Annotated in this window: 18 protein-coding genes; 6 read left to right on the top strand and 12 right to left on the bottom strand. The window is 58.7% G+C overall.

Annotation, left to right across the window (positions count from 1 at the left end):
• Nucleotides 1-59: 59 nt before the first annotated feature.
• From J5276_RS11560 to purD, 3 genes are all read right to left on the bottom strand, one after another.
• Entirely contained in the window at nucleotides 60-1,883 is a 1,824-nt protein-coding gene (locus tag J5276_RS11560) for a methyl-accepting chemotaxis protein (protein WP_013635526.1), read from the bottom strand.
• 327 nt (nucleotides 1,884-2,210) lie between these two features.
• Nucleotides 2,211-2,723 carry a plant virulence effector HPE1-like domain-containing protein gene (locus tag J5276_RS11555; RefSeq protein WP_112154851.1) on the bottom strand — a complete coding sequence of 171 codons (513 nt, stop codon included), beginning with the start codon at nucleotides 2,721-2,723 and terminating at the stop codon, nucleotides 2,211-2,213.
• Nucleotides 2,724-2,880: 157 nt separating this feature from the next.
• The gene (gene purD, locus J5276_RS11550) at nucleotides 2,881-4,152 is read right to left on the bottom strand and encodes a phosphoribosylamine--glycine ligase (protein ID WP_112154743.1); all 1,272 of its coding nucleotides are present in this window, start codon (nucleotides 4,150-4,152) and stop codon (nucleotides 2,881-2,883) included.
• A gap of 201 nt (nucleotides 4,153-4,353) precedes the next feature.
• Between purD and J5276_RS11545 the strand changes: the two genes are divergently transcribed.
• The 4 genes from J5276_RS11545 (at nucleotide 4,354) to ubiA (ending at nucleotide 10,210) form a co-directional block, all read left to right on the top strand.
• Nucleotides 4,354-6,678: a Tex family protein gene (locus J5276_RS11545; RefSeq protein ID WP_112154742.1), complete on the top strand. Its 2,325-nt coding sequence runs from the start codon at nucleotides 4,354-4,356 to the stop codon at nucleotides 6,676-6,678.
• A gap of 167 nt (nucleotides 6,679-6,845) precedes the next feature.
• Nucleotides 6,846-8,102, top strand: coding sequence for a cyclopropane-fatty-acyl-phospholipid synthase family protein (locus tag J5276_RS11540; RefSeq protein ID WP_019564261.1), 1,257 nt, complete (start codon nucleotides 6,846-6,848; stop codon nucleotides 8,100-8,102).
• Nucleotides 8,103-8,336: 234 nt separating this feature from the next.
• Nucleotides 8,337-9,137: a MipA/OmpV family protein gene (locus J5276_RS11535; RefSeq protein ID WP_003515199.1), complete on the top strand. Its 801-nt coding sequence runs from the start codon at nucleotides 8,337-8,339 to the stop codon at nucleotides 9,135-9,137.
• Nucleotides 9,138-9,256: 119 nt separating this feature from the next.
• Entirely contained in the window at nucleotides 9,257-10,210 is a 954-nt protein-coding gene (gene ubiA / locus J5276_RS11530; RefSeq protein ID WP_003515201.1) for a 4-hydroxybenzoate octaprenyltransferase, read from the top strand.
• 78 nt (nucleotides 10,211-10,288) lie between these two features.
• Here ubiA and J5276_RS11525 read toward each other — a convergent pair whose 3' ends face one another.
• Nucleotides 10,289-10,855, bottom strand: coding sequence for a DUF6101 family protein (locus J5276_RS11525; protein WP_003515202.1), 567 nt, complete (start codon nucleotides 10,853-10,855; stop codon nucleotides 10,289-10,291).
• Between the two features lie 366 nt (nucleotides 10,856-11,221).
• Here J5276_RS11525 and J5276_RS11520 point away from each other — a divergent pair, with 366 nt between their 5' ends.
• Complete coding sequence (locus tag J5276_RS11520; RefSeq protein WP_112178722.1) at nucleotides 11,222-13,660, top strand: DUF1217 domain-containing protein; 2,439 nt, start codon at nucleotides 11,222-11,224, stop codon at nucleotides 13,658-13,660.
• Between the two features lie 80 nt (nucleotides 13,661-13,740).
• Here J5276_RS11520 and J5276_RS11515 read toward each other — a convergent pair whose 3' ends face one another.
• On the bottom strand, nucleotides 13,741-14,691 hold the full coding sequence (locus J5276_RS11515) for a LysR substrate-binding domain-containing protein (RefSeq protein WP_003515204.1): 951 nt from the start codon (nucleotides 14,689-14,691) through the stop codon (nucleotides 13,741-13,743).
• A 204-nt stretch (nucleotides 14,692-14,895) separates the two neighbouring features.
• On the opposite strand from J5276_RS11515, the gene J5276_RS11510 reads away from it, so the two are divergent.
• Nucleotides 14,896-15,189 (top strand): DUF1127 domain-containing protein, encoded by a 294-nt coding sequence (locus J5276_RS11510; protein WP_003515205.1) that lies wholly within the window; start codon nucleotides 14,896-14,898, stop codon nucleotides 15,187-15,189.
• A gap of 207 nt (nucleotides 15,190-15,396) precedes the next feature.
• On the opposite strand, the gene J5276_RS11505 is transcribed toward J5276_RS11510, so the two are convergent.
• The 7 genes from J5276_RS11505 to J5276_RS11475 all read right to left on the bottom strand — a co-directional run bounded on the left by J5276_RS11505 (nucleotide 15,397) and on the right by J5276_RS11475 (nucleotide 23,073).
• Nucleotides 15,397-16,770, bottom strand: coding sequence for a glutamate--cysteine ligase (locus tag J5276_RS11505; protein WP_013635532.1), 1,374 nt, complete (start codon nucleotides 16,768-16,770; stop codon nucleotides 15,397-15,399).
• Nucleotides 16,771-16,943: 173 nt separating this feature from the next.
• Nucleotides 16,944-17,681 (bottom strand): 16S rRNA (uracil(1498)-N(3))-methyltransferase, encoded by a 738-nt coding sequence (locus J5276_RS11500; protein WP_162632875.1) that lies wholly within the window; start codon nucleotides 17,679-17,681, stop codon nucleotides 16,944-16,946.
• A 20-nt stretch (nucleotides 17,682-17,701) separates the two neighbouring features.
• Nucleotides 17,702-19,207, bottom strand: coding sequence for an inorganic phosphate transporter (locus J5276_RS11495; protein ID WP_112154741.1), 1,506 nt, complete (start codon nucleotides 19,205-19,207; stop codon nucleotides 17,702-17,704).
• 161 nt (nucleotides 19,208-19,368) lie between these two features.
• On the bottom strand, nucleotides 19,369-19,809 hold the full coding sequence (locus tag J5276_RS11490) for an NUDIX hydrolase (RefSeq protein WP_162632874.1): 441 nt from the start codon (nucleotides 19,807-19,809) through the stop codon (nucleotides 19,369-19,371).
• 274 nt (nucleotides 19,810-20,083) lie between these two features.
• The gene (locus tag J5276_RS11485; protein ID WP_112154740.1) at nucleotides 20,084-20,854 is read right to left on the bottom strand and encodes an HAD-IIB family hydrolase; all 771 of its coding nucleotides are present in this window, start codon (nucleotides 20,852-20,854) and stop codon (nucleotides 20,084-20,086) included.
• The gene (locus J5276_RS11480) at nucleotides 20,851-22,197 is read right to left on the bottom strand and encodes a glycosyltransferase family 1 protein (protein WP_004432251.1); all 1,347 of its coding nucleotides are present in this window, start codon (nucleotides 22,195-22,197) and stop codon (nucleotides 20,851-20,853) included. Before J5276_RS11480 ends, J5276_RS11485 begins: the two co-directional genes overlap by 4 nt.
• Before the next feature lie 102 nt (nucleotides 22,198-22,299).
• The gene (locus J5276_RS11475) at nucleotides 22,300-23,073 is read right to left on the bottom strand and encodes a FadR/GntR family transcriptional regulator (RefSeq protein ID WP_004432249.1); all 774 of its coding nucleotides are present in this window, start codon (nucleotides 23,071-23,073) and stop codon (nucleotides 22,300-22,302) included.
• Nucleotides 23,074-23,125 lie beyond the last annotated feature (52 nt).

Raw genomic sequence — 23,125 nt, 5'->3', positions numbered from 1 at the left:
AACAAAAAAACGCCGGAGTTTCCTCCGGCGTTTTCGTTTATACATCACCTCAGCGTCTATCACCCCGCCATGCGCATCTGCTCTGCCATGCCGTGCAGCTGGTGGCTGGAGGAGACGCGGAAGCCGCGGATGAGGTTCAGCAGCTCTTCGGTATCGACGGCCAGCGCTTCCGCCGAAGCCGTGGTCTCTTCTGCCATCGCCGCATTGTGCTGGGTGGCGACGTCGAGCTGGTTGAGCGATGTGGAGATAGAGCGCAGCGTCGTGTCCTGTTCGGCCGCCGAATGGGCGATCTTGCCGACGATCTCGTTGGCGGATTTGATCTGGTCCGAGATGCGTTTCAGCGCGTCACCGGCTTCGCCGACAAGACGCACGCCGTTTTCCACCTGGTTGGAAGAGCGGGCGATCTGGTCCTTGATCTCCTTGGCGGCGGCGGCAGATTTCTGCGCCAGTTCGCGCACTTCCTGTGCCACCACGGCAAAGCCCTTGCCCGCTTCCCCGGCACGCGCCGCTTCCACGCCCGCATTCAGTGCCAGAAGATTGGTCTGGAAAGCGATATCGTCGATCACGCCGATGATGTTCGAAATCTGATCGGAAGATTGTTCGATGCCGCTCATCGCCGCAATCGCTTCTTCCACCACCCGGTCGCTGCGCATCGCTTCGGAACTGACTGTCGTGACGCGTTTGGCGGCGTCGGCTGCACCTTCAGCCGTCTGGCGTACCGCAACCGTCAACTCGTCGAGCGCGGCAGAGGTTTCCTCGAGATTTGCCGCCTGCCGTTCGGTGCGCTGCGAAAGCTCGTTGGAAGCCTTGCGGATTTCTTCCTTCGAGCCGCCGATATCGATGCTCTTGGAATTCACCTTGGCCATGGCGGCGTCGAGATGGGTCAATGCCTCGTTGAAATTGTCGCGCAGCGCGGCGTAACGGTTGCCGAGATCGGCGCAACGCACGGTCAGATCACCGCCGGCGAGTTTTTCCAGCGCCTCGCCAATGGTGGTGACGACACGCGCCTGCAATGCGGCCTCGTCGCGCTGCATGTCGAGGTTGTTCTGGCGCTCGGCGTTGAGCTGCTGCTGCTGTTCTTCCTCCCGGCGCTGCATGGCGTGGCGCTCCCGCACCTTGTCCTGAAGCGAGGCCGTGGCCTTCGCCATCATGCCCACTTCGTTGGTCAGCCCGGTATGGGGTATGGTGAGCGAGACGTTCTCATTGGCGACTTCACCGAGCGCCCTGTGAATGTCGCCGAGCGGCTTCGATATCCCCCGGATAACGTAGAAGGCGGCGGCAAGTGCCAGCACGAAGATGGCGGCACCGATGGACAGCGCCCTCATCACCTCGCCACGAACCTGGGCATTCAGATCATCGATGTAAACGCCGGTCACGACCACCACCTGCCAGGGCTCGAAAGCAAGGGCGTAGGAGCTTTTGGCGTAGTCATTGCCTTCCATGCCGGGCTTCGGACCGTAGAAATCCGTCTGGCCGCCGCCGTTGCGGCCAAGCCGTACGAGCTCGTCACGATACTGGAAGCCCTTGCTGTCCGGCTTGCCCTTGTAGTTCTCGCCGACACGCTTCGCGTCGGGATGGAATTTCATCGTCACGTCGTAGTCGTAACCGAACAGATAGCCATCCGGGGTGAACCGCATGGCGCTGACGGTGGCGAAGGCCTGCTTCATGGCGTCTTCGTGTGAAAGCGTCCCGGCCTTTTCCTTGTCGTGGAAGGATTGCAGGATGGAAATGGCTGATTGCACCTGTGTCCGCAGCATGCCGTAGCGTTCTTCATAGATCGCGTCGGTGGCAGATTTCAGCTGGTAAAACGTTGCTGCTGCGAAGGCGGCCATAAGGGCCACCACGAGCACGATCAGCTGACGGGAAATGGAAAGATTCTTCATGGGCGCTCACAAGCTTTTGCGTCGCGAGCCGGAAAAAGCCGCGCGCTGCCGAAGTTTCGAAAATGGGAAGGCGCCTGATGCGCTGTGATCAGCCTGAAAGCGAAAGTCCGCTCCAAGCCCTCATGTCGTGCTGCATCGCACTATGAGGTCACTTAGCGGCAAAAAATTTGAATAAATATTTAATTAGCAAAAGCTTTATGAGCGTGCTTGGCAGAATAATGGATGCATAATTTATTATTCACCGGATGGTTGCCGTGCACTTCGAAAAATGCAGCGATGACGCGATTATTTGACTTTTGTCATCAAAGACGCCGCCGACACTGTCGGTCAATTGCCGCGCAATTTGAAATCCTGGAAATCGGGTGCCGCCATTGCTGATGCGCTTGACGGTGCCGTGGCATTGGCCGCCGAAATTGTCTTCGTCGCTGCCGTGGTCGCGGTCATGTCTATGCCTGCTGGCGTGGCTGCCGTTTCCTCGGGGGGAGTGCCAGCTTCACCCTCATCATAGGTGGCAATTGCGGTGCCGGGGGTTTCCTGCGGCATCCACGCGGGGTTGGTGCTGACGAAGGTGACGGGCGCGCCGCCAAGCCAGGCCTCGGTGCGCACCAGCGTGCGCTTACCCTCGATTTCACGCATTTCCGTGTGCTGCGTGCCCGGCTCGATGGAGGGGATGGCAAAGCCCTCGGGGGCAGGGTTGTCCTTCAAGGGCTGGCAGCGGGCGCAGTCGAGGCGAACGAAGCTGCCATTGCTGGTGTGGGTGCCGTTTACATATTCGATGGAAGACGCCATCGCAGACCCGCCGGTCAGCGCGACAACCGCTGTCAAAAGAAGACGACGCATCGAAAAACCCCCGAAATGACGGCGCAGCCTCACGATCGAGACAGAATGCGCCCTTCAATGTTCGGCAGATATTATCGGTCTTTCGTTTCCATCAGGTCAGCAAACTTGGTAAAAATTGAGCGAAATATGCGCTCGGGCCGCTGTATGCCTTGAATGGTCAGACTTTTTCGCGCGCCACGGCCTGCCAGCCGATATCGCGACGGCAGAAGCCGTTTTCCCATTCCACCTTGGCCGCCAGCGCATAGGCGCGCGCCTGCGCTTCCATCACGTTCTTGCCAAAGGCGGTGACGTTCAGCACACGTCCGCCCGTCGCCACCAGTCTGCCGTCCTTCAGCGCCGTCCCGGCATGGAACACCTTTGCCTCTTCGCTGGCATCGGGAATATGGGCGATGGGCGTGTTCTTGTCGTAGGCACCGGGGTAACCCTTGGAAGCTAGAACAACGGTCAGCGCCGCATCGTCGCGCCATTCCGCTTCCACCTTGTCCAGCGTGCCGGTAGCAGTGGCGTAGAGGATCGGCAGCAGGTCGCTCTTGAGGCGCATCATCAGCACCTGACATTCCGGATCGCCGAAACGCACATTGTATTCGATCAGCTCGGGGCCTTTGGCGGTGATCATCAGACCGGCGAAAAATACGCCGGAGAAGGGATTGCCGTCTTTCGCCATGCCAGAAATCGTCGGTTCGATGATTTCTTTCATGGTGCGCTCCACCATGGCCGGTGTCATCACCGGGGCGGGGGAATAGGCGCCCATGCCGCCGGTGTTGGGGCCGGTGTCGCCATCACCCACGCGCTTGTGGTCCTGGGCTGTTGCCAACGCCAGCGCGGTTTTGCCATCGGAAAGGCAGAAGAAACTGGCTTCCTCACCGTCGAGGAAAGCTTCCACCACAACCTCGGCGCCGGCAGCGCCAAAAGCGCCGTCGAAACAGTCGTCGATGGCGGCAAGCGCTTCCGCCTCGCTCATGGCAACCGTTACGCCCTTGCCGGCGGCAAGCCCGTCGGCCTTGATGACGATGGGTGCGCCCTGTTCACGGACATATTGCTTTGCCGGTTCGGCGGTCTTGAAACGCTGGTAAGCCCCGGTTGGAATATCGTAACGGGCGCATAGATCCTTCGTGAACCCCTTGGAACCCTCAAGCTGAGCGGCTGCTTTCGAAGGCCCGAAGGTGGCAATACCGGCCGCACGCAGATCATCTGCCAGACCGGCAACCAGCGGCGCTTCCGGTCCGACGACGACGAAGTCGATCGCCTTTTCCTTGGCAAAGGCGATAACGGCGGCGTGGTCTTCCACGTCAAGCGAAACGAGTGTCGCATGGTCGGCGATGCCGGGATTGCCGGGAGCGGCATAAAGTTCATCGAGCAGGGGAGACTGGGCGATTTTCCACGCCAGCGCATGTTCGCGTCCGCCGGAACCGATCAACAGAACTTTCATGGTCAACACCCCTGCAAATTCGCCTGTAACCTTGTTTGAGGGGCGTTAAGGGCAGGGGGGCGAAAGGTCAAGGAGAAAGCGCCTCAAATGCCCGTCTTTCCCTCGAACTCAGCCTTTCCTGTGGAATCGTTGCCGCCTCTTGTTGTCACGCCACAATCAGACATTATGTTCGCCGCTCCAGATGTGACATCAGAGAACCCCATGACCGCAGATAATGCCCGCCTCGCCACGCTCATCGCCTCCGAAATCAACGCCCGCGCCGATCAGGTGAAGGCGGCAGTGGCGTTGCTGGACGAGGGAGCGACCGTGCCCTTCATCGCCCGTTACCGCAAGGAAGCGACGGGAGGGCTGGATGATACCCAGCTTCGAACGCTTGCCGAACGCCTCGTCTATCTGCGTGAACTCAATGCGCGCCGCGCCTCCATTGTTGATACCATCAACGGTCAAGGCAAGATGACGGACGCCCTGATGGTCAAGATCATGCAGGCGGGCACCAAGGCGGAGCTGGAAGACCTTTATCTGCCCTACAAGCCGAAGCGCCGCACCCGCGCCGAAATCGCCCGCGAGCGCGGTCTCGGTCCGCTGGCCGAAGCGATCTGGGCAAACCGCGCAGCCGATCCGGCAAAGCTTGGCGAAGCCTATGTGCAGGGCGAGGTGGCGGATGTGAAGGCAGCGCTTGAAGGCGCGCGCGACATCGTGGCGGAAACCATGACGGAAAACGCCGATCTTCTTGGACGCCTGCGCGACTATATGCGCCAGAACGCCATTTTCCGCGCCAAGGTGGTCGATGGCAAGCAGGCGGCAGGCGAAAAATTCTCCGATTATTTCGATCATTTCGAGCGCTGGGCGACAGTGCCGGGACACCGCGCGCTGGCTATGCTCCGCGGCTGGAACGAGGAGATTCTGACGCTGACCATCGATGTCGATGCGGATGATCCCTCTCCAGTCAAACCCGCGCAGCGTACCGTCGCAGCGGCCTTCGATATCCGCAATGCCGGCCCCGCCGATCAATGGTTGATGGAAGTGGCAGGCTGGACCTGGCGTGTGAAGCTCTCCATGTCGCTTTCGCTCGATCTCATGCGCGAATTGCGCGAACGTGCGGAAGAAGAGGCGATCAATGTTTTCGCCCGCAATCTCAAGGATTTGCTGCTGGCTGCACCGGCGGGCTCACGCGCCACCATGGGGCTCGATCCGGGCATCCGCACCGGCGTCAAGGTGGCCGTGGTGGATGGCACCGGCAAGCTGCTCGACACCACGACGGTCTATCCCTTCCAGCCGAGGAACGACGTGCGCGGCGCGCAGGCGGAACTCGCCATGCTCATCCGCAAGCACAATGTCGAGCTGATCGCCATCGGCAACGGCACGGGCAGCCGTGAGACGGAAAAGCTGGTCGCCGATCTGCTGACACAGATGCCGGCTTCGGCTTCCGGCGCAAAGCCCACCAAGGTCATCGTTTCGGAGGCGGGCGCATCTGTCTATTCCGCGTCGGAACGGGCGGCGGCGGAATTCCCCAATCTCGACGTGTCCCTGCGTGGCGCGGTGTCCATCGCCCGCCGCCTTCAGGACCCGCTGGCCGAACTGGTGAAGATCGAGCCGAAATCCATCGGCGTCGGGCAGTATCAGCACGATGTCGATCAGGGCCGTCTTAGCCGTTCACTCGACGCGGTCGTGGAAGATGCGGTGAATGCCGTCGGTGTCGATCTCAATACCGCCTCCTCGCCGCTTCTGGCGCGGGTTTCCGGCCTCGGTGCTTCGATTGCCGATGCCATCGTTGCACACCGCGACCAGACCGGCCCCTTTGCCAGCCGCAAGGAGCTGTTGAAGGTGCCGCGCCTTGGCCAGCGCACCTTCGAGCAATGCGCCGGCTTTCTGCGTATTCCCAACGGCAAGGAACCGCTGGATTCGTCCTCCGTGCACCCCGAAGCCTATGGCGTTGCGAAAAAGATCGTTGCCGCCTGCGGTCGCGACCTGCGCACGCTGATGGGTGACAGCGCCACGCTGAAGGGGCTGGATCCGAAGCGCTTCATCGACGAACAATTCGGCCTGCCCACCGTCAAGGACATCATCGCCGAACTGGAAAAGCCCGGCCGAGACCCGCGCCCAAGCTTCAAGACGGCGACCTTTGCTGACGGCGTGGACGAGATCACCGATCTGAAACCGGGCATGTTGCTGGAAGGTACCGTCACCAATGTCGCCGCCTTCGGCGCTTTCGTGGATATCGGTGTGCATCAGGACGGGCTCGTGCATGTCTCGCAGCTGGCCGACCGTTTCGTGAAAGACCCGCATGAGGTCGTGAAAGCGGGTGATGTCGTCAAAATCCGTGTCGTGGAAGTGGATGTGAAGCGCAAGCGTATTGCCCTCACCATGCGTAAGGACGGCGGCGAGGCGGCACCCCAGCCAATGCGCGAAAAGGGCAATGCGGGCGCCATGCGCCACGCGAATTCCAAACCGCAGGGACACAACGAAGGGTCGCAATCCGGTGGTGCTCTTGCTGCGGCTCTGGCCGAAGCGATGAAGCGACGCTGACCTCCGGTTGAAATGATTTCTATGGAAAAGCCCTGCCGGAAACCCCGGTGGGGCTTTTTGCTTGATGAAATCGTTCAATTTTTTTGAAATAAGACTATCTTGAAACTTGTGCCGAAAGGAATACGGTCAGAAAAATTGATAAGTGAGACTTAGCAATTGGGGGTGCCATGGCGTCGTCTCTGCATGTTCTTCTCGAAAAGATAATCAAGAACGGTAATCTTGTCGTCAATAGCCCGGGTGGTAGCCGTACATTTGGTAACGGTACAGGAACAAGGGTGGTTCTGAATTTCACCGACGAAGCTGCCATGCAGGAGATCGCTGCCGATCCTGCGCTGAAACTCGCCGAAATTTATATGGAAGGCCGTATGCAGGTCGTCGAGGGCGACATCTACGACTTTCTGGCGCTGGTTAAAAGCAACACGCTAAGCGAGGCGCTGTCCTTCGGCATGGTGTGGCGTGGTATGGCCCGCATCATCGCCGCCCGCATCAGGATGCATCTGCCGGTAAACCACAACAAGAGCAACGTCGCCCATCACTATGATCTGAGCGCCAAGCTGTTCGACATCTTCCTTGATGAGGACTGGCAATATTCCTGCGCCTATTTCAATCCGCCGGGCATCAGCCTTTATGAGGCGCAGGTCGCCAAGAAGCGGCACATCGCCGCCAAGCTGATGACGGAGCCGGGCCAGAGCGTACTGGAGATCGGATCCGGCTGGGGCGGCATGGCGATGTATATTGCCGAAAGTGCAGGTGCCGATGTGACCGGCATCACGCTCAGCGAGGAGCAACTGCGCGTTTCCCGCGACCGTGCAGCAAAACGTGGGCTTGCCGGCAATGTTCGTTTCGAATTGCAGGACTACCGTTACCTGCCTGCCTCGAAGAAATTCGACCGTATCGTCTCGGTCGGCATGTTCGAACATGTCGGGCCGACCCATTACCGCGATTATTTCGACAAGGTGGCGGAGGTTCTGGACGACAAGGGCGTAATGGTGCTGCATTCCATCGGCCAGCCCAGTCCGGCACTGGCGACTAATCCCTTCATCGAAAAATATATTTTCCCTGGTGGTTACATCCCCTCGCTTGCCGAGGTGCTGCCGGCCATCCAGAAGTCTGGGCTGCTGGTGAAGGATATCGAAATCCTGCCCATGCATTATGCGCATACGCTGCGGCACTGGCGCGAACGTTTCGTTGCGCGCAAGGCAGAGGCGGTAGCACTTTATGACGAACGTTTCTTCCGCATGTGGGAATTTTATCTGGCGGGGTCCGAAATGGCCTTTACCCACGAAAATTTCCATATTTTCCAGATCCAGCTCGCCAAGGATCGCGACGCTGTTCCGCATAATCGCGATTACATTGCCCGCAACGAGGAAAAGCTGCTGGAGTTCGAAAAGACGCGGCCGCCGCTTGCGAAGGTTATGTTCTAAGGCTTGTCCATTCGCCATCGTCAAGCCGGACCTGATCTGGCATCCAGCCAGCCCAAGTCCTTGGGCTGAAAGAAGGCTTCCTGCCGCGCAGACGCGCGACGTCTGAATTCCGGCTCAGGGCCGGAATGACGGAAGAGCTAATCGCCGCCTTCTCGCGCTGGTTAATGGAATGGAAACGGAATCCCTCTAATTCTACGCTTACCTGTTTGTATTGCGTTTCCTGGGGTTATTTTCATGTTCAAGCCATCAGCGGCCGTCGCCGCTTGTGTTTTATCGCTTTTTGCCGTCGGTAACGCCCATGCCGATGGCTGGTTTTCCGGCGACTGGTATTTGAAGCTCGGCGGTTCGGGTTTTTCTGCGCCGAAATATCAGGGCGACAACAAGAACGAATTCGGCTTTTCGCCCATCATTTCTCTCGGCCGTCAGGGTCAGGGCGCGCGTTTCACGTCGCGCAACGACAGCGCCTCGATCTCGCTGCTGGACAATGGCCCGATCAGCATGGGTCTTGCGGGAAAGCTGGTGTCTCCGCGTGACCAGAAGGATTCGGCCGATCTGAAAGGCATGACCCGCATCAAGCGCGGCGGCGAGCTTGGCGGTTTCGCCGAGGCTTATCCCACCGACTGGCTGCGTATTCGCGGCGAAGCCCGTCAGGGCATCCGCAGCCATAGCGGCGTGGTCGCCGACCTCTCGGCCGACGTCTTCACTGATATCGCCCCCGGTATCCAGATTTCCGCCGGCCCGCGCGCCACATGGGTCAGCAGCAAATACAATGAACGCTATTACGGCGTAAGCGCCGCGCAGACAGCGGCCGGCGCGCCATCGCCCTACAGCCCCGGCGGCGGCCTGCATTCCGCCGGCGTTGGCGCCGCCATCACATGGAAGGTCACGGAAGCCGCTGAAGTTGGTTCCTTCGCCGAATATCGCCGCCTGACGGGCGATGCCGCCGACAGCTCGCTGGTGCGTGAGCGCGGCTCCAAGAACCAGTTCGTCGTCGGCGTCCAGGCAAGCTACAAATTCGGCTTCACGCTGCCCTGAGGCGGGCGAGTATGCCCACCCCAAGCCCCGCCGCGAAAGCGTTGCGGGGCTTTTTTGTGTCTGCGGCCAAGTGCTGAAATCGATTCCGATTCGCCTGCCGATGCTGTAGAACCATCGCCATGGTTCACCACAGCGATTTGTCAGACCGCGTCTCCGACGCACCATCCAACAACTGGGTCTATCGGATTTTGCCGAGACCCCTCTGGCCCTATGCGCAGCTGGCAAGATGGGACCGCCCCATCGGCTGGCAATTGCTGATGTGGCCGTGTTTCTGGTCCGCAGCACTCGCGGCCAATGCCGCGGTAGCAAGCGGCGGTTTTTCCTGGGGCACGCTGATCTGGCATTTGGCGCTGTTTTTCATCGGATCGGTGGCGATGCGCGGTGCAGGCTGCACCTATAACGATCTTGCGGACCACAAGATCGACATGGCCGTTGCGCGCACGCGCTCGCGGCCGCTGCCATCTGGTCGCGTGAGCAGGGCGCAGGCGAAGGTCTTCATCGTGTTGCAGGCGCTCGCCGGACTCGTGGTGCTGTTGCAGTTCAACGGATTTGCGATTGCCACCGGCATATTCTCGCTGGTCTTCGTGGCAATCTATCCCTTCGCCAAGCGCTTCACCAACTGGCCGCAATTTTTTCTCGGCCTTGCCTTTTCCTGGGGTGCGCTGATGGGCTGGGCCGGGCAGTTCGGGTCCATCGCCTGGCCAGCTGTCCTGCTTTATGTCGGCTCCATCGCCTGGACGATCGGTTATGATACAATCTACGCCCATCAGGACAAGGAAGACGACACGGCTGTGGGCATCGGTTCAACTGCCCTGCTGTTTGGAGACAACACACATCGCTGGCTGGTTTTTCTTTATGGCACAGCCCTTGTCATGATCGCCCTGTCCTTCTGGGGAGCGGGCGTTAACCTGATCGCCTATAGCGGCCTTGCCGCCGCCGCCATCATGCTTTTCCGGCAGGTCTGGGTGCTCGATATCGACGACGTGGCGCAATGCCTTGTGCTGTTTAAATCCAACAACCGCGTCGGCGTGCTGATTTTCGCCGGCCTCATTCTGCCGCTTCTGTTGGCGTGAGGTTGTTGAAAGGCAAGATGCAAAAAAGCCCGGCCGCGATATCCGCGCCGGGCTTTTTATTGTTTTGTCTGAAGATTATCAGCTGCGAGCGATGATTTCCTTGCCCTCGATCTTCATGCTCATGCCGAGAGAACCGGTGGAGCGGCGCACGAGGAAGCGCGGGCGACGATCCGCGAAATAGGAGTGCCGGCGACGGGGGCGGCTGTTCTTGGTGCGCACCTTGCCGAGATGTTCTTCCAGCGGACGGGCGACGCCATCGGCCTCCACCATCAGCATCGGAATACGATAGGCCTCGGACCAGCTGCGCCAGTCGGCGGCGATGTCGCAAAGATCATGGGCGACGAGAAGCGGAACGCAAAGTTCCGGATCGTCGTGGTGAAGCTCCAGCGTCACCGTCACCTGTCCATCACCATGGTCGATGGCGCGGGCGGCAACGCCCTTGAAAGCGCGGGCTGGCAGGGCGAAGGACAAAGGCAGGCCGGAAGAGGACAGGACCTTTCGCAGAACGGCACCCCGTTCATCGAGCGTGACGGCAACATCGGTTGCGCCATTGCCCCTGCCATAGGTGACCTGTTGCGGAAAACGTGCCGGGTCAAGTCTGAGTGTGGCGACGGCCCAGTCGGGCTTCAGAACGGTCTTGGTCATGTTTATTCTACCCTTGTTTTACCTGAGAGCCGGTTTCCGGTCTTCTCATCGGGACTTTTCGTCCTCTGATGTCAGGAGAATATCCGCCGCATGTTCGAGACTGCTTAAAAATCGCGGTTAAGAAAACTTTGCATTCCCAAATGGTTAGCAAAACCCACCGTGGCATGGTTTCGCTGAGGTAAAGCCGATTGAGACAATGCGATTTTTCTAAGTCCCGAAACTGTGCTCTTTCAAGCTCCGGGCAAGGCGCGTCATGCACAGTCGCGCCAAGGCCTGCCGTGCGTCCGGATGGAGGTGTGGTGGGCGAATTCAAAACCGGAGCCGGCCGTATCCAGCGTGATGCGCGGTGCTCCAGGGGGCATTCGCATGGTATCGACTTTTCTGACCTACGACCTCATCAACCGCGATATGAAGGCAAGCATTTCACGCGTGTCGCAGCAGGGGATCGTCGAGCGGCAGACGAAATATTACAAGGAAAACATCGGCAATGTAAAAAGCGTCGACGAGTTCCTCAATAACTACCAGCTCTATTCCTATGCCATGGATGCCTTCGGTCTCGGCGAGATGACCTATGCCAAGGCCTTCATGAAGAAGGTGCTGGAAAGCGACCTGAACGACCAGAACAGCTTTGCCAACAAGCTGACCGATGAACGTTATCGCGAATTTGCCGCATCCTTCAACTTCACGCAGTCCACCACCACGGTGCAGACGGAGGCGCAGCTCGACAAGATGATCGGGCTTTACGACACCTCGATCACCAACCTCGATGACAGCCTGTCCGAAGAAACCCGTTATTATAAGGCGATCATCGGAACGGTCACGAACGTGGACCAGCTGCTTCAGAACGATAGAACCCGCGCCTACATCTTCGAGGTCTTCAGCATTGATGAGAAGACCTACAGCTATTCCCACATCAAGGGATTGATGACGAGCGATATCGATGACCCGAACAGCTATCTGAACCAGAAGTTCGGCGCGGCCTATTCCGCTGCCGTGGAAAAGCTTACGACCAAGGGCAATATCGAGTTGCATGGGGATGTGACGGATCGGATAACGGCCATCGATACCGCGCTGGCTGATACCACGCTGACCGCCGAACAGCGAACCGCCCTTGAAACAGAGAAAACCACCCGGCAGGATCAGCTCACCCAGCTTGAAGCCGTGCTGCCGCCGAAGGACCAGTGGGCGGCGACCCTTGCCTCCATCACGGCGGAGCAGACCCAGCTCTCCAATACCGTCTCGCAATATAATACGATGGCGCAGATGGCCCAGGCTTTCGAATTTGCCAATGACGGTACCGTTGCGGCCGGCCAGGCGCAGACCGCCGACAACGTCAAGATCCTGACCCAGGCCTATGTCGGCAGTGCCCCGCGTGTGACCCCGACCGTTGCCACCTTGAACAGGGATTATTTCGAATCGAAGATCGGTTCGATCAAGACCGTCGATGAGTTAATGGCAGACCCGCGTCTGGTGAATTACATCAAGGTCGCATTCGACCTGAATGACTTGACCATAGTCAATGCGACGATCGAGAACATTTTGACCAGCGATCTCAGCGATCCCAACAACTATATCGCCAAGTTCGGCAATGGCGACAAACGTTACATCGCATTGCGCGAAGCGTTCAATTTCAAGGCGGATGGAACGCTGCCGGACGGCACGGCACCACAGACGACGACCCAGACCGTTACCACGACCAACGGGTACATGAACCATTATAACGACAAGGACGAAGCCGCTGACGAAAACGCTTTGAAGCTGTTCAAGAGCGATATTGCCAACGTCAAATCCGTTGCGGACTTCCTGGAAAGCAGCGCGGTTTACACCTATGCGCTCAAGGCGGTCGGCCTCGATCCGACGAAGGTGAATATTGCGGACGTTCGTAGAGCCCTGACCAGCGACCTGCTGGACAAGAAGAGCTACGTTTATGCGCTGAAAGACGACCGTTACGTCAAACTCGCGGAACTCTTCAACTTCAAGTCTGACGGATCGCCAGGCTCTCCGGTTCTTGCGCAGTCCGAACTTGAAATTCAGAGCATGTCGGTCGACTACATCAAGAAGAAATCAGCCTTCGGAACAGACCAGGAAAAGGAAGCCGCCAAGAAGGAGGCGGAATTTTTCCGTTCGGAGCTACAGAAGGTCAAGACGCTCAGCGATTTTCTGGGGAATGATCGCCTGACGAAATTCGCGATGGAATCGCTTGGCATCGACCCGACGAAGGTCACCAAGGACCAGCTGCAAAAAATGTTCACGTCCAATCTGGATGACAAGGACAGCTATCTCAACAAGGAGATGGACCCGGCTTTTCGCCGTCTCGTCACCGCGTTCAATTTCGATACGGACGGTAATATCCTGCGCGAGGATCGAAGCTCCATCCAGACTCGTCGCGGCCTCTACGAGACGCTGGACAATTATCTGACGCAGACGCTGGAGACGCAGGCAGGTGAAGAAAATGCGGGCGTGCGTCTGGCGCTCTATTTCAAGCGAATGGCGGCGGGAACAACGTCCTATTACTCCATTCTTGCCGACACCGCGATCCAGAACTTCATCACGACCACCTTTGGCATTCCCGATGAACTCGGCAATGCCGGGGTCGATACGCAGGTGGCGATGATGAAGAAATATTTCGACATCGAGGACTTCCAGGACCCCGATAAGGTCAAGAAGCTGATCGCCCGTTTTACCATCATGTACGACGACAAGCAGAACACCACCAACCCGATCATGATGCTGTTCAACGGCAGCGGCTCGGTGGGCATCAGCGGCGACACGCTGCTGGCTGTCGCATCGCTGCGTGCGCGGTAGGCTGGAAAGCGAAGACGGACGATGGAAAGGCCAAGCTTACCCGGTTAAGGCGTCTCACACGACCGCATTTGCGGACCCATTCACCAGCCCGGCAGCATGTGCCCGGCGCGTAGGCGCGGCATCTTCGGGTAGGTCTTCACATCGTTATCCAGCTCATCGGCGACGTTCATCGGAGAGATGTTGTCGAGGCAGGCGGTGATGTGGTCTGTAATGGCGTTCACCAGCGAGGGCGACAGGCCGGGCCGTTTCATCAGGCCGATCTGGACCGGCGGCAGCGGTGGGAAACCGTCCGAGGCGGTCAAAACCTTCATGCCGGTACGCAGCGCCGATTCCGGCAGCACGGAAACCGCCATGCCTGCCAGCACGGCGGCGGCAACCACGGTGGAAGACCAGCTGGTGAACAGCACCTGATAATCCCGCCCGTCGGCATCGAGCGCCGAGCAGGCAAGTTGGCGCCAGTGACAGTCGCGCCGGCCGACAGCCAGCGGCACTGGCGCATCATCCTTCAGCGGATGGTTCGCGGAGGTGACCCAGCAGAGTGGCTCGGTGCGCACGACATCGGATGAGCGGGCGCGGGGATTGTGGGTGACGAGTGCTATATCCAGCTCGCCGCGCGCCATTTTTTCGGCAAGGCTCACCGAAGGTTCGCAGACGATGTAAAGCTCGACATTCGGATGGGTCTTGGCGAAACGCCCGATGATCTCTGGCATGTAGCGGTCGGCATAGTCGTCCGGGGTGCCGATGCGCAACGTGCCCTCGAGCCTGTTGTCATCGAAGGCCGCAATCGCCTCGTTGTTAAGGCGAATGATGCGGCGGGCATAATTCATCAGTTTCTCGCCCTCGGCCGTCAGGCGGTTGCCGCGCCCGTCCTTTGCAAAGAGCTGTTTGCCGATCCGCTCCTCAAGTCGCCGCATCTGCATGGATACGGCGGATTGCGTCTTGAAAACGCGCTCAGCGGCCTTGGTAAAGCTGCCGGTATCGACAATGGCGATGAAGGTGTGCAGCTGGTCTATGTCGAGAGGTGCGGACATTGATACTCATCCATCAGAATGATTGATGCCTCACATTAGAAACATTCGTTGGACTGATCAATAGTCTTGCGACATTTTGACACCCAGCAAATCAATCTCAACCCCGGGGCGGGCACATCGTCAGGCCCCCAACCCAAGGCAGCTTCCCGCGCACGGTGCGTCGGGAGCGGTGCCGCATCGTGCCGTTACGGAAGGATCATTGTTATGCGCACGGCAGAACGGAAAATGGAACTGGAATTCGCAACCGGCCAGCAGAGCGACACCCTGCGTCGCATCGCTTTCGGTGTTGCTTCCACCGTGAAAACGTTTGTGCAGCGCATCTACAATCGTATCGTCGCAAATGGTCTCACGGAGCTTGACGATCGCCTGCTCGCCGATATCGGGCTGGCGCGCTCGGATGTGACCAACGCGCTCAATACCGGCTTGCTCGAAGATCCGACCGCCCATCTGACCCGCGCCGCACGCACGCGCTCAGTCACGCGGTTCAAGACGCTCTAGGCTTGTGTTCGTGCAATTCCGGCGTACCTCCAGACGCCGGGATTGCTTGCGAACCGATAAGGTTTTCCCCGCAGGGTGATTTGCCAATAACCCTGCCTTTGCCCGGTGTCAGGCCCCTCGGCCGCACCGGGTTTTTTTATGGCAACGCCTTGCCTGTCTTGCGCATTGTCCAGACATAAAGCCGCTGCGCAGTTTCAGCGAAATGCTTTAATACTGATATTCATCGAATACTGGCAGCACCGATCCACCCCAGCGTCCGTTATAGAGCGCAAGCAGGTCTTCGGCGAGCGTGGTCTTCTTGGCAAGGACCTCGTCCAGCGAGGACAGGAACACGGTTTCGTCCTGGCCTTCGCCGTTCAGCCGGTTGCGGTTCTTGAGGCCGGTGCGGGAAATGTCGAGCACCTCGCGGGCGAAACCGAGAAGCGGCTTGCCGGCGATCTCCGCGGCCAGCCCCTTGGCCGGCACGGTATTACGAAGGGCGATGACCTCATCGAAACTCCAGTCGGCTGTCAGCGCATCGGCTGCGTCAAGCGCTTCCTGATTATAGAGAAGGCCGACCCAGAAAGCGGGCAGGGCACAGATGCGTCTCCATGGGCCGCCATCGGCACCACGCATTTCCAGAAAGCGCTTCAGGCGCACATCGGGGAACAGCGTGGAGAGATGGTTCGTCCAGTCACCCATGGTCGGTTCCCATTCGGCGATTTCACCCTTCAGAGCCCCGTTCATGAACTGGCGGAAGGTGACATGGGTGCAATCGTGATACTTGCCGTCGCGCACGATGAAATACATCGGCACATCCAGCGCCCATTCGACATAATCCTTGAAGCCGAAATCGTCATTGAAGGTGAAGGGCAGCACGCCGGAGCGGCGATTGTCGGTATCGCGCCAGATATCGCCACGCCAGGAAAGCAGGCCGTTCGGCTTGCCTTCGGTAAAGGGCGAGGATGCAAACAGTGCGGTGGCCAGCGACTGGAGCTTCATGGAAACGCGCATCTTCTGGCGCATATCCGCTTCGGAAGAGAAGTCGAGGTTAACCTGAATGGTGCAGGTACGGTACATCATGTCGAGACCCTTGGTCCCGACCTTCGGCATGTAGCGCGTCATGATCGCGTAGCGCGATTTCGGCATGCGCGGTGTTTCGTCATAGCTCCACAGCGGGCTGCCGCCAATGCCGAGAAAACGGATACCCATCGGCTCCGCCACTTCGCGCAGGGTCGCCAGATGCTGGTTGGATTCCTTGCAGGTCTGATGCAGGTTCTCGAGCGGGGCACCTGACAGTTCGAACTGGCCGCCCGGCTCGATCGATATGGCGCCCATGCCGTGCTGTTCGCCAAGTCCGATGATGTTTTCACCATCCATGATCGGCTCCCAGCCGAGCTTTTCCTGCATGCCCTTCAGCAGAGCGGAAATGCTGGCCTCGCCGAAATAGGGAACCGGCCGGTTGCCCTCGCGGAAAAAGGCGAATTTCTCGTGCTCGGTGCCAATGCGGAAGTCGGCTTCAGCTCTGCAACCGCCGGCCAGATAATCTGTAAGCTCCGTGACGGAGGAGAGGGGTGTCTGGTCGGTCGTATCGCGTGCCATGGCTTACCTTGTTATGACGTCTCTGTTGCGGCGAGGCATATGTGTGGCAGATAGAGCCGGATCGTATCCGGAGGCAAATGAATTTCTTTTAAAGATGCATGAAGCGCAATGGTTCAGCGCATGTCGCGTAAAACTGTGCAGCGGTTTTGCGATAAAGACATGTTCCAGATAGGTCAATTCCAGTCGCCGATCGATGCCTGAATGACCGCAAGGGCTGCGACCGCAGCCGTATCGGCCCTGAGGATACGCGGCCCGAGCGGGATGGGGGTGACGAAGGCAAGGCTGCGCAGCAACTCTCTTTCCTCTTCGGAAAACCCGCCTTCCGGGCCGACCAGAAGAGCGATTTTGCGTTCCTTGATGGATTGCAGGACAGGCAGCGGATTTTGCCCCGCGTCGCCCTCGTCGCAATAGATGATCCGTCGATCCTGGGGCCAGGTCTCGAGCATGTCTTTCAGTTTCACCGGCTCGGCCACGTCAGGCAACGACAGGATGCCGCATTGCTCGGCGGCCTCGATGGCATTGGCGCGCAGCTTTTCGGTATTGTGGATCTTGCCCTGCACATGCTGGGTCATCACCGGCTGCAAAAGACCGGCCCCCATCTCGACCGCCTTCTGCACCAGATAATCCATGCGTCCGACTTTCAGCGGCGCAAAGAGGTAGTGCAGATCTGATGCCGACGGCTGGGGCCGTGTCTGTTCCAGAGGGATGAGGGTAATCTTCTTGCGGCTCGGAAAGGAGAGCCTCGCCTTCCATTCCCCGTCGCGGCCGTTGAACAGCAGGATTTCCGCGCCATCGGTCATGCGCAGCACATTGGCGAGATAATTGAACTGTTCGGTCGTCGCTTCCTGCGCCGCGCCCGCGACAAGCGGGGTTTCGACGAACAGGCGTTGCATCCGGAAATTTGCGCGCATGGGACTTTTCGGTTTCAGCGTCAGAGAAAGAGGAAGGACATAAGCCAATATAACAGTGCTGCAAGCGTAGCACTTGCGGGAACGGTCACCAGCCAGGCGGCGATGATGGTCATGAAGTGGGATCGCCGGACGAGATAACGGCGGCGTATCTCGGAAGGATTGTCCAGATATCGATCGGCCCGGCGGATTTGGCTGGTGCCGGCCTGGACGAGTTCCTGCCGCCGTCGAGACGCCTGCGTGTACCATTCGCGGAAGAAGCCGACGCCGAACACGGCGCCGATCGCCGTATGGGTGGTGCTGACCGGCAGGCCGAAGCGTGATGCGACGAGAACCGTCAGAGCCGTAGCCACGGAAACGCAGAAAGCGCGCATCGGGTTGAGCTTGGTGATCTGTTCACCGACAAGGCGGATGAGGCGCGGGCCATAGAGAAGAATACCGCAGGAAAGCCCGAATGCGCCGACCAGCATCACCCAGAGCGGCGCTCGGGCGGACGTCTCCACCGCCTCGTCGTGCAGTGCCCGCACGATTGCCACCACCGGGCCGATGGCGTTCGAAACGTCATTTGCCCCATGCGCAAAGGACATGAGGCCAGCCGCAAGAACGAGCGGCCACTGGAACAGCGTTCGAAGCGACTGGTTGCGGTTTTCCAATCCCACCGATTGTTTGCGGATGATCGGCACGCACATCCGCCAGGCGACGAGGCCGGTCAAAAGCCCGATGCCGCTTGCATGGCCAAGCGAGACATGCACGATCTGCCTCAGCCCCACCCAGATGAGATAAGCGGTGAAGACCCCGGTCATGATGCCGATCAGAACAGGAACCCAACGCTTCGCGGCGTCGATCTTGTCCTCCCGGTAGATGATAAATTCCTTGATGAAGGCAAGGAGGGCGATGGCGATGGCCGCGCTTATAAAGGGCGCTAGAACCCAGGCAAAGGCGATGCTGCCAAGCGATAGCCAGTCGACTGCCCGGATGCCATAGGCCGCCATTCCAGCCCCCGCAACGCCGCCAACCACCGTGTGGGTGGTGGAAATCGGCGCTTTCGTCCAGGTCGAGATATTGACGAGAAGACCGGCGGCGAGAAGGGCCGACAACATAGCCCAGGAAAACACGGTGCGGTCGGGAATGGTCTGGATGTTGATGATGCCGCTGGAAATGGTCTCGACGACGTTGCCGCCGGTGATCAAGGCACCCGCGATCTCGCAGATGGCGGCGATGATGAGTGCCGCTGCAAGCGGCATCGCCTTGGCGCCGACCGCCGGGCCGACATTGTTTGTCACATCGTTTGCGCCGATGTTGATTGCCATATAGGCGCCGATGGCAACGGCCGCGATGATGATGACGGCGCCCGCCGTGCCCGTGACGAAGGCGCCGGCAAATATCGCCGCCAGAACAACGAACATCACCCCCGCACCAAGGCCGGCAAGCTGCTGCGTGACGTGCAGCGTCGCCTCTTCGACACGGGTGATCTTCTCGAGATCCTTGTCGAGCGTCGGCTTCATGTTCGGTGGCGGCTTCATTGCCATTCAGACCTCGTTCGCCAGCATTCCCATTCGTCCGGCAATGTCGCGGGCTGAAGGCAATTTACAGAAAGACTGTTACATCTCGCACATCTTTCCAAAATGAAAGACAGTAAAAGCCATGTTGGAAAAACAAACTGCAGATTGCCACTATTCGGGCGTGGACGCTATTTCGAAAGCGCCATCCGCTTGTCGAAAGTGAGCATGAGCGCTTTCAGTTCCGGCTCGTTGACCCGTTTGGCGGCCTCTTCGGGAGTGACCCATTCAAGCCGTCTGGAATCCTTCTCGGGAAAGCTGTCCTGCAGCTCCGCCACTTCGAGCAGATGTACCTGAACCTTACACAGCACATTGATGCCGCTGTTCAGCTTTTTCTCATACTCATAAAAGCCGAAGGGGGCCTTATCCACCCTGCCTTTGACACCGGCTTCCTCGTAGGCTTCCTGTTCGGCAACTGCATGCGCCTTCTTGTTGGCCATGGGCCAGCCTTTGGGAATGACCCAGCGCCCCGTATCCCTGCTTGTCAGCAACAGGACTTCCGGCTCACGAAGTTTTTTGGACGATCGATAGCACAGCGCTGCGTATTGCTGTCGCGGCGGTCTGCGCAACATCAAGCCTACATCTGTCGCCAATCGATTCAAAATCTTCAATCCGTGTGGATCCTTCTTCGCCTGTTAGTCGTAACTGCTAATATAGATATCCTTTATGTCCCGCCAATCCCCTCTCACGCATAACCCACGATTGTCTTCATGCCGTTGAAGATCGTAGGCAGCAGGGGATGTGGCAGGGGTGCGAACGAAGGCTTTGCCCGGTACGTAACCGTCAGCGACCGATCGCGGGAATACTGCATTTTTTCTGTTTTACGCTATTCAGAACGCAAAACCGCTATGAATTATTGCCGGAACTGCGTTGGCCAGTGTGCAATCCCCAATTCTGGAGACCTTCGATCACACCGTCAGCTTCGGTCGCGCGCGAGAGGAAAAAACGGCTGTCATTGTTCGCCAGCGAAAGAAGCTCCGGCAAGGCATTGCCAACGATCACACCGCGAATACCATTCAACTCGAACATCGCCCGATCATTGCAAGTATCGCCCGCAACCACTGATTCGTCGAGACCAATGTGCAGTTGTCCACATAACCACGCCAATGCCGCACCTTTGTCTGCGGCCTTGGGTAATATGTCGAGGTCGCGGTTGCTGGAATAGACGATCCGGGCATCGATATCCGCCGCGACGAGCGTGGCTTCGATATCACTGAGCGTCTTCTCATCCGCACCATGCAGGAACCAGCTGGATTTGAGGCCATGCTGATAGCGTTCCGCCTGCATGGTCACACCCGGCAGGCCGGCCATGACATCGGCGATCTTTTGCCGGTCGAAACCCGTACCGAGCGAATGCGTATAGGCGCTTTCAAGCTCGCCCCGCTCTCTTGCGTGCAGCATGGTGCCGACCCCGCCGATAATGTAGTCGGGCCTCGGCAAGGGAACGTCTTCCAAGAGGGCGAGCTGGTCATCGACCAGCCTGCCGCTGTTGAAGACCAGAACCGGGCGAAGATCGTCCGGCAGCGAATGCCAGAAATCGCGGAACCGGCGCGTAGCGGCGTTATCGCCGACGACGGTTCCGTCGAGATCGGTGGAAAACAGGCGAAGCGGTTTCAATCGCCGTCGTTCCATGGTTCTGCCCAATCGGATTCTTCCAGAACAGGCATCAGCGGCCTGCCTTCCACCAGCGCCAGCAATTGCTGCGCGATTCCCGTCCAGGTGAAAAGGCTGCGCGCCTTGTGCGCCCCCATGCGGGAAAGCCGCCCATACAGCCGCTCGTGCTTGAACGGCTTCATCATGGTGATGCCAAGGTCTTCCTTGTCGAAAGGATCGGCAAATAGCGCGTGGCGGCCGTAGCTGACGGCACGGAACAGCCCGCCGTGGATGGTTACCACGGTCGGAGTTCCGCTCGCCATCGCCTCGATTGCGGTCATGCCGAATGGCTCGTAACGGCTCGACAGAACGAAAAGATCGGCTGCCCGGTAGATATCAGGCAAATCCTCGTCCTCGACATAGCCGGAAAACGCCACCTTGTCCTCCAGCCCGAGCGATTTGACCCGCTCTTTCAGCTGATTGAGAATGGTGGTTTCCTGCTCGTCCATATTCTCGCCGCCGACAGCCAGATGAAGGCGGGCTTCCGGTTCGCGCGCCGCAAGAACCGAGAAGCCGTCGATCAAAAGGTCGTAACCCTTGTTGGTGGCAAGGCGTCCAAGCGCCAGCACCACCTTGCCCTCGAAACCGAAACGCTGCCGGATCATTTGCCGCGTCGCATCCGAGACGGGGAAGAATCGGTTGTCGTCATAACCCGGCGGGATCATGTGGATGTGCTTGCGCTTCAGGCCGTAATCTTCGATCAGGACGTCGAGTTGCACCGGCGTCGTCGCAATCACCATGTCGCAACTGCGATAGATGATGAGTTCGTGCTGGATACGTTCCTTGAAATTGAACTCAAGTTCGAAGGTATCGGCCTTTTCCGGGTAATCGGTTTCCATCTGGCGTTTTTTCCAGAGGCCGAGCGAATGCGGCGTGTGCAGATGCGGGACTTTCAGCGCCTCGGAAAGCCGCTGCCCGGCAACGCCCGCATCCCAGTAGTGGCTGTTGATGAAAGAGTAGTTGAGGTTGTTTTTCTTGATGAAGCGCAACGCGTTTTCGCACCATTCCATCAGGTGGCGGTGCAGATATTCCTTGGGAATGAAATCGCGCCCGCCGCAGGGAATGCGCACCACACGGACGCGCTCGTCAACCTCGTCGAATTCCGGCTGGTCTTCGAAGCGGCGGGTATAGAGATCAACGGTGTAACCGAGCTGGCCGAGTTTGCGTGCAAGCTCAAGCACATAAACCACTTGTCCCCCGGTGTCCGCTGCGCCGAGTGGCGGGTGCGCGGCGACATAGCCATGCGTCGATATGAGAGCTATCCTTGGATAGCGTTCAGTTTCGCTCGTGGTCGTCATGGGTCCCATCTTGGTAAATTTTTCCAATTAACCCCAGAAAAAGACCAAAGAGGACAAAAGGTTCCATAAAATCTGAAGAAAAGCGATGCCGCATTTCGTCTGAAGCTGTTTTCAGGCGTTGCGCTGCTGTTGTCGCAGGCGTGAAATCCGGTCCCATTCCCTTGCCTGATGCGCCTTGGATGTGGTGTCCACGATGAAATCGATATGGGTTTCCGCCGCAGCCCTTGCCCCTGCCGCATTACCGCCCGCAATGGCCTCGTGGATGGCGATATGCTGTCTCAGCACCTCGTCATGCGCACCTGCGACACTGAATATGAGATGGCGGTTATAGAAGATGTCGTCGCTCAGGAGCCGGTAGCAGGACCGCAATGTGTGCATCAGCACGATATTATGTGCCGCCTCGCCGATGGCGTTGTGAAATTCCACATCGCTTGCAAGTTCTTCTTCGAAGCGACCAGCCTCATGCGCCTCCCGCATTTTTTCGACGATAGCCGCAAGGTTGCGCCTGTCCGGTTCAGTCGCCCGCTGTGCCGCAAGTTCGGCGGTCATGCCTTCGATATATCGGCGATACTCCAGAAAATCCCGCGTTGCGCGGCTGTGGCGTGTGATCAGCGCGCTCAAGGGATCGGAAAAGACCGGGCCGACAATATCGGCCACATAAGTCCCACCGCCGTGCCGGCTGGTGAGAAGGCCGCGCGTTTCGAGTTCCTTCAGCGCTTCCCGCAGGATTGGCCGCGAGACATCGAGCTTCTGCGCCAGTTCACGCTCGCCGGGCAGCCGGTCGCCATCCCGCAATATGCCGTCGAGGATGAGCTCCTCGAAACGTAAGATCACCTCCTGCGATGTGCGGCTGTGCTCTATTCGGGCGAACAGTGTTTCGTCCATCGCAACATTCTCCGGCGAAGTCCCGCCCCGTATTCGATGAGGCAAATTATCA

This window comes from Agrobacterium sp. S7/73, assembly GCF_019355535.1.
Lineage (GTDB): Bacteria > Pseudomonadota > Alphaproteobacteria > Rhizobiales > Rhizobiaceae > Agrobacterium > Agrobacterium tumefaciens.
Note: the sequence above shows the minus strand (reverse complement) of the source record. Positions and strands in the feature narration are given on the sequence as shown.

Excerpts from the sequence above, each read along its gene's own strand:
- J5276_RS11560 (WP_013635526.1), bottom strand. The coding sequence starts at position 1,883 with ATGAAGAATCTTTCCATTTCCCGTCAGCTGATCGTGCTCGTGGTGGCC.
- J5276_RS11555 (WP_112154851.1), bottom strand. The coding sequence starts at position 2,723 with ATGCGTCGTCTTCTTTTGACAGCGGTTGTCGCGCTGACCGGCGGGTCT.
- purD (WP_112154743.1), bottom strand. The coding sequence starts at position 4,152 with ATGAAAGTTCTGTTGATCGGTTCCGGCGGACGCGAACATGCGCTGGCG.
- J5276_RS11545 (WP_112154742.1), top strand. The coding sequence starts at position 4,354 with ATGACCGCAGATAATGCCCGCCTCGCCACGCTCATCGCCTCCGAAATC.
- J5276_RS11540 (WP_019564261.1), top strand. The coding sequence starts at position 6,846 with ATGGCGTCGTCTCTGCATGTTCTTCTCGAAAAGATAATCAAGAACGGT.
- J5276_RS11535 (WP_003515199.1), top strand. The coding sequence starts at position 8,337 with ATGTTCAAGCCATCAGCGGCCGTCGCCGCTTGTGTTTTATCGCTTTTT.
- ubiA (WP_003515201.1), top strand. The coding sequence starts at position 9,257 with ATGGTTCACCACAGCGATTTGTCAGACCGCGTCTCCGACGCACCATCC.
- J5276_RS11525 (WP_003515202.1), bottom strand. The coding sequence starts at position 10,855 with ATGACCAAGACCGTTCTGAAGCCCGACTGGGCCGTCGCCACACTCAGA.
- J5276_RS11520 (WP_112178722.1), top strand. The coding sequence starts at position 11,222 with ATGGTATCGACTTTTCTGACCTACGACCTCATCAACCGCGATATGAAG.
- J5276_RS11515 (WP_003515204.1), bottom strand. The coding sequence starts at position 14,691 with ATGTCCGCACCTCTCGACATAGACCAGCTGCACACCTTCATCGCCATT.
- J5276_RS11510 (WP_003515205.1), top strand. The coding sequence starts at position 14,896 with ATGCGCACGGCAGAACGGAAAATGGAACTGGAATTCGCAACCGGCCAG.
- J5276_RS11505 (WP_013635532.1), bottom strand. The coding sequence starts at position 16,770 with ATGGCACGCGATACGACCGACCAGACACCCCTCTCCTCCGTCACGGAG.
- J5276_RS11500 (WP_162632875.1), bottom strand. The coding sequence starts at position 17,681 with ATGCGCGCAAATTTCCGGATGCAACGCCTGTTCGTCGAAACCCCGCTT.
- J5276_RS11495 (WP_112154741.1), bottom strand. The coding sequence starts at position 19,207 with ATGGCAATGAAGCCGCCACCGAACATGAAGCCGACGCTCGACAAGGAT.
- J5276_RS11490 (WP_162632874.1), bottom strand. The coding sequence starts at position 19,809 with ATGTTGCGCAGACCGCCGCGACAGCAATACGCAGCGCTGTGCTATCGA.
- J5276_RS11480 (WP_004432251.1), bottom strand. The coding sequence starts at position 22,197 with ATGGGACCCATGACGACCACGAGCGAAACTGAACGCTATCCAAGGATA.
- J5276_RS11475 (WP_004432249.1), bottom strand. The coding sequence starts at position 23,073 with ATGGACGAAACACTGTTCGCCCGAATAGAGCACAGCCGCACATCGCAG.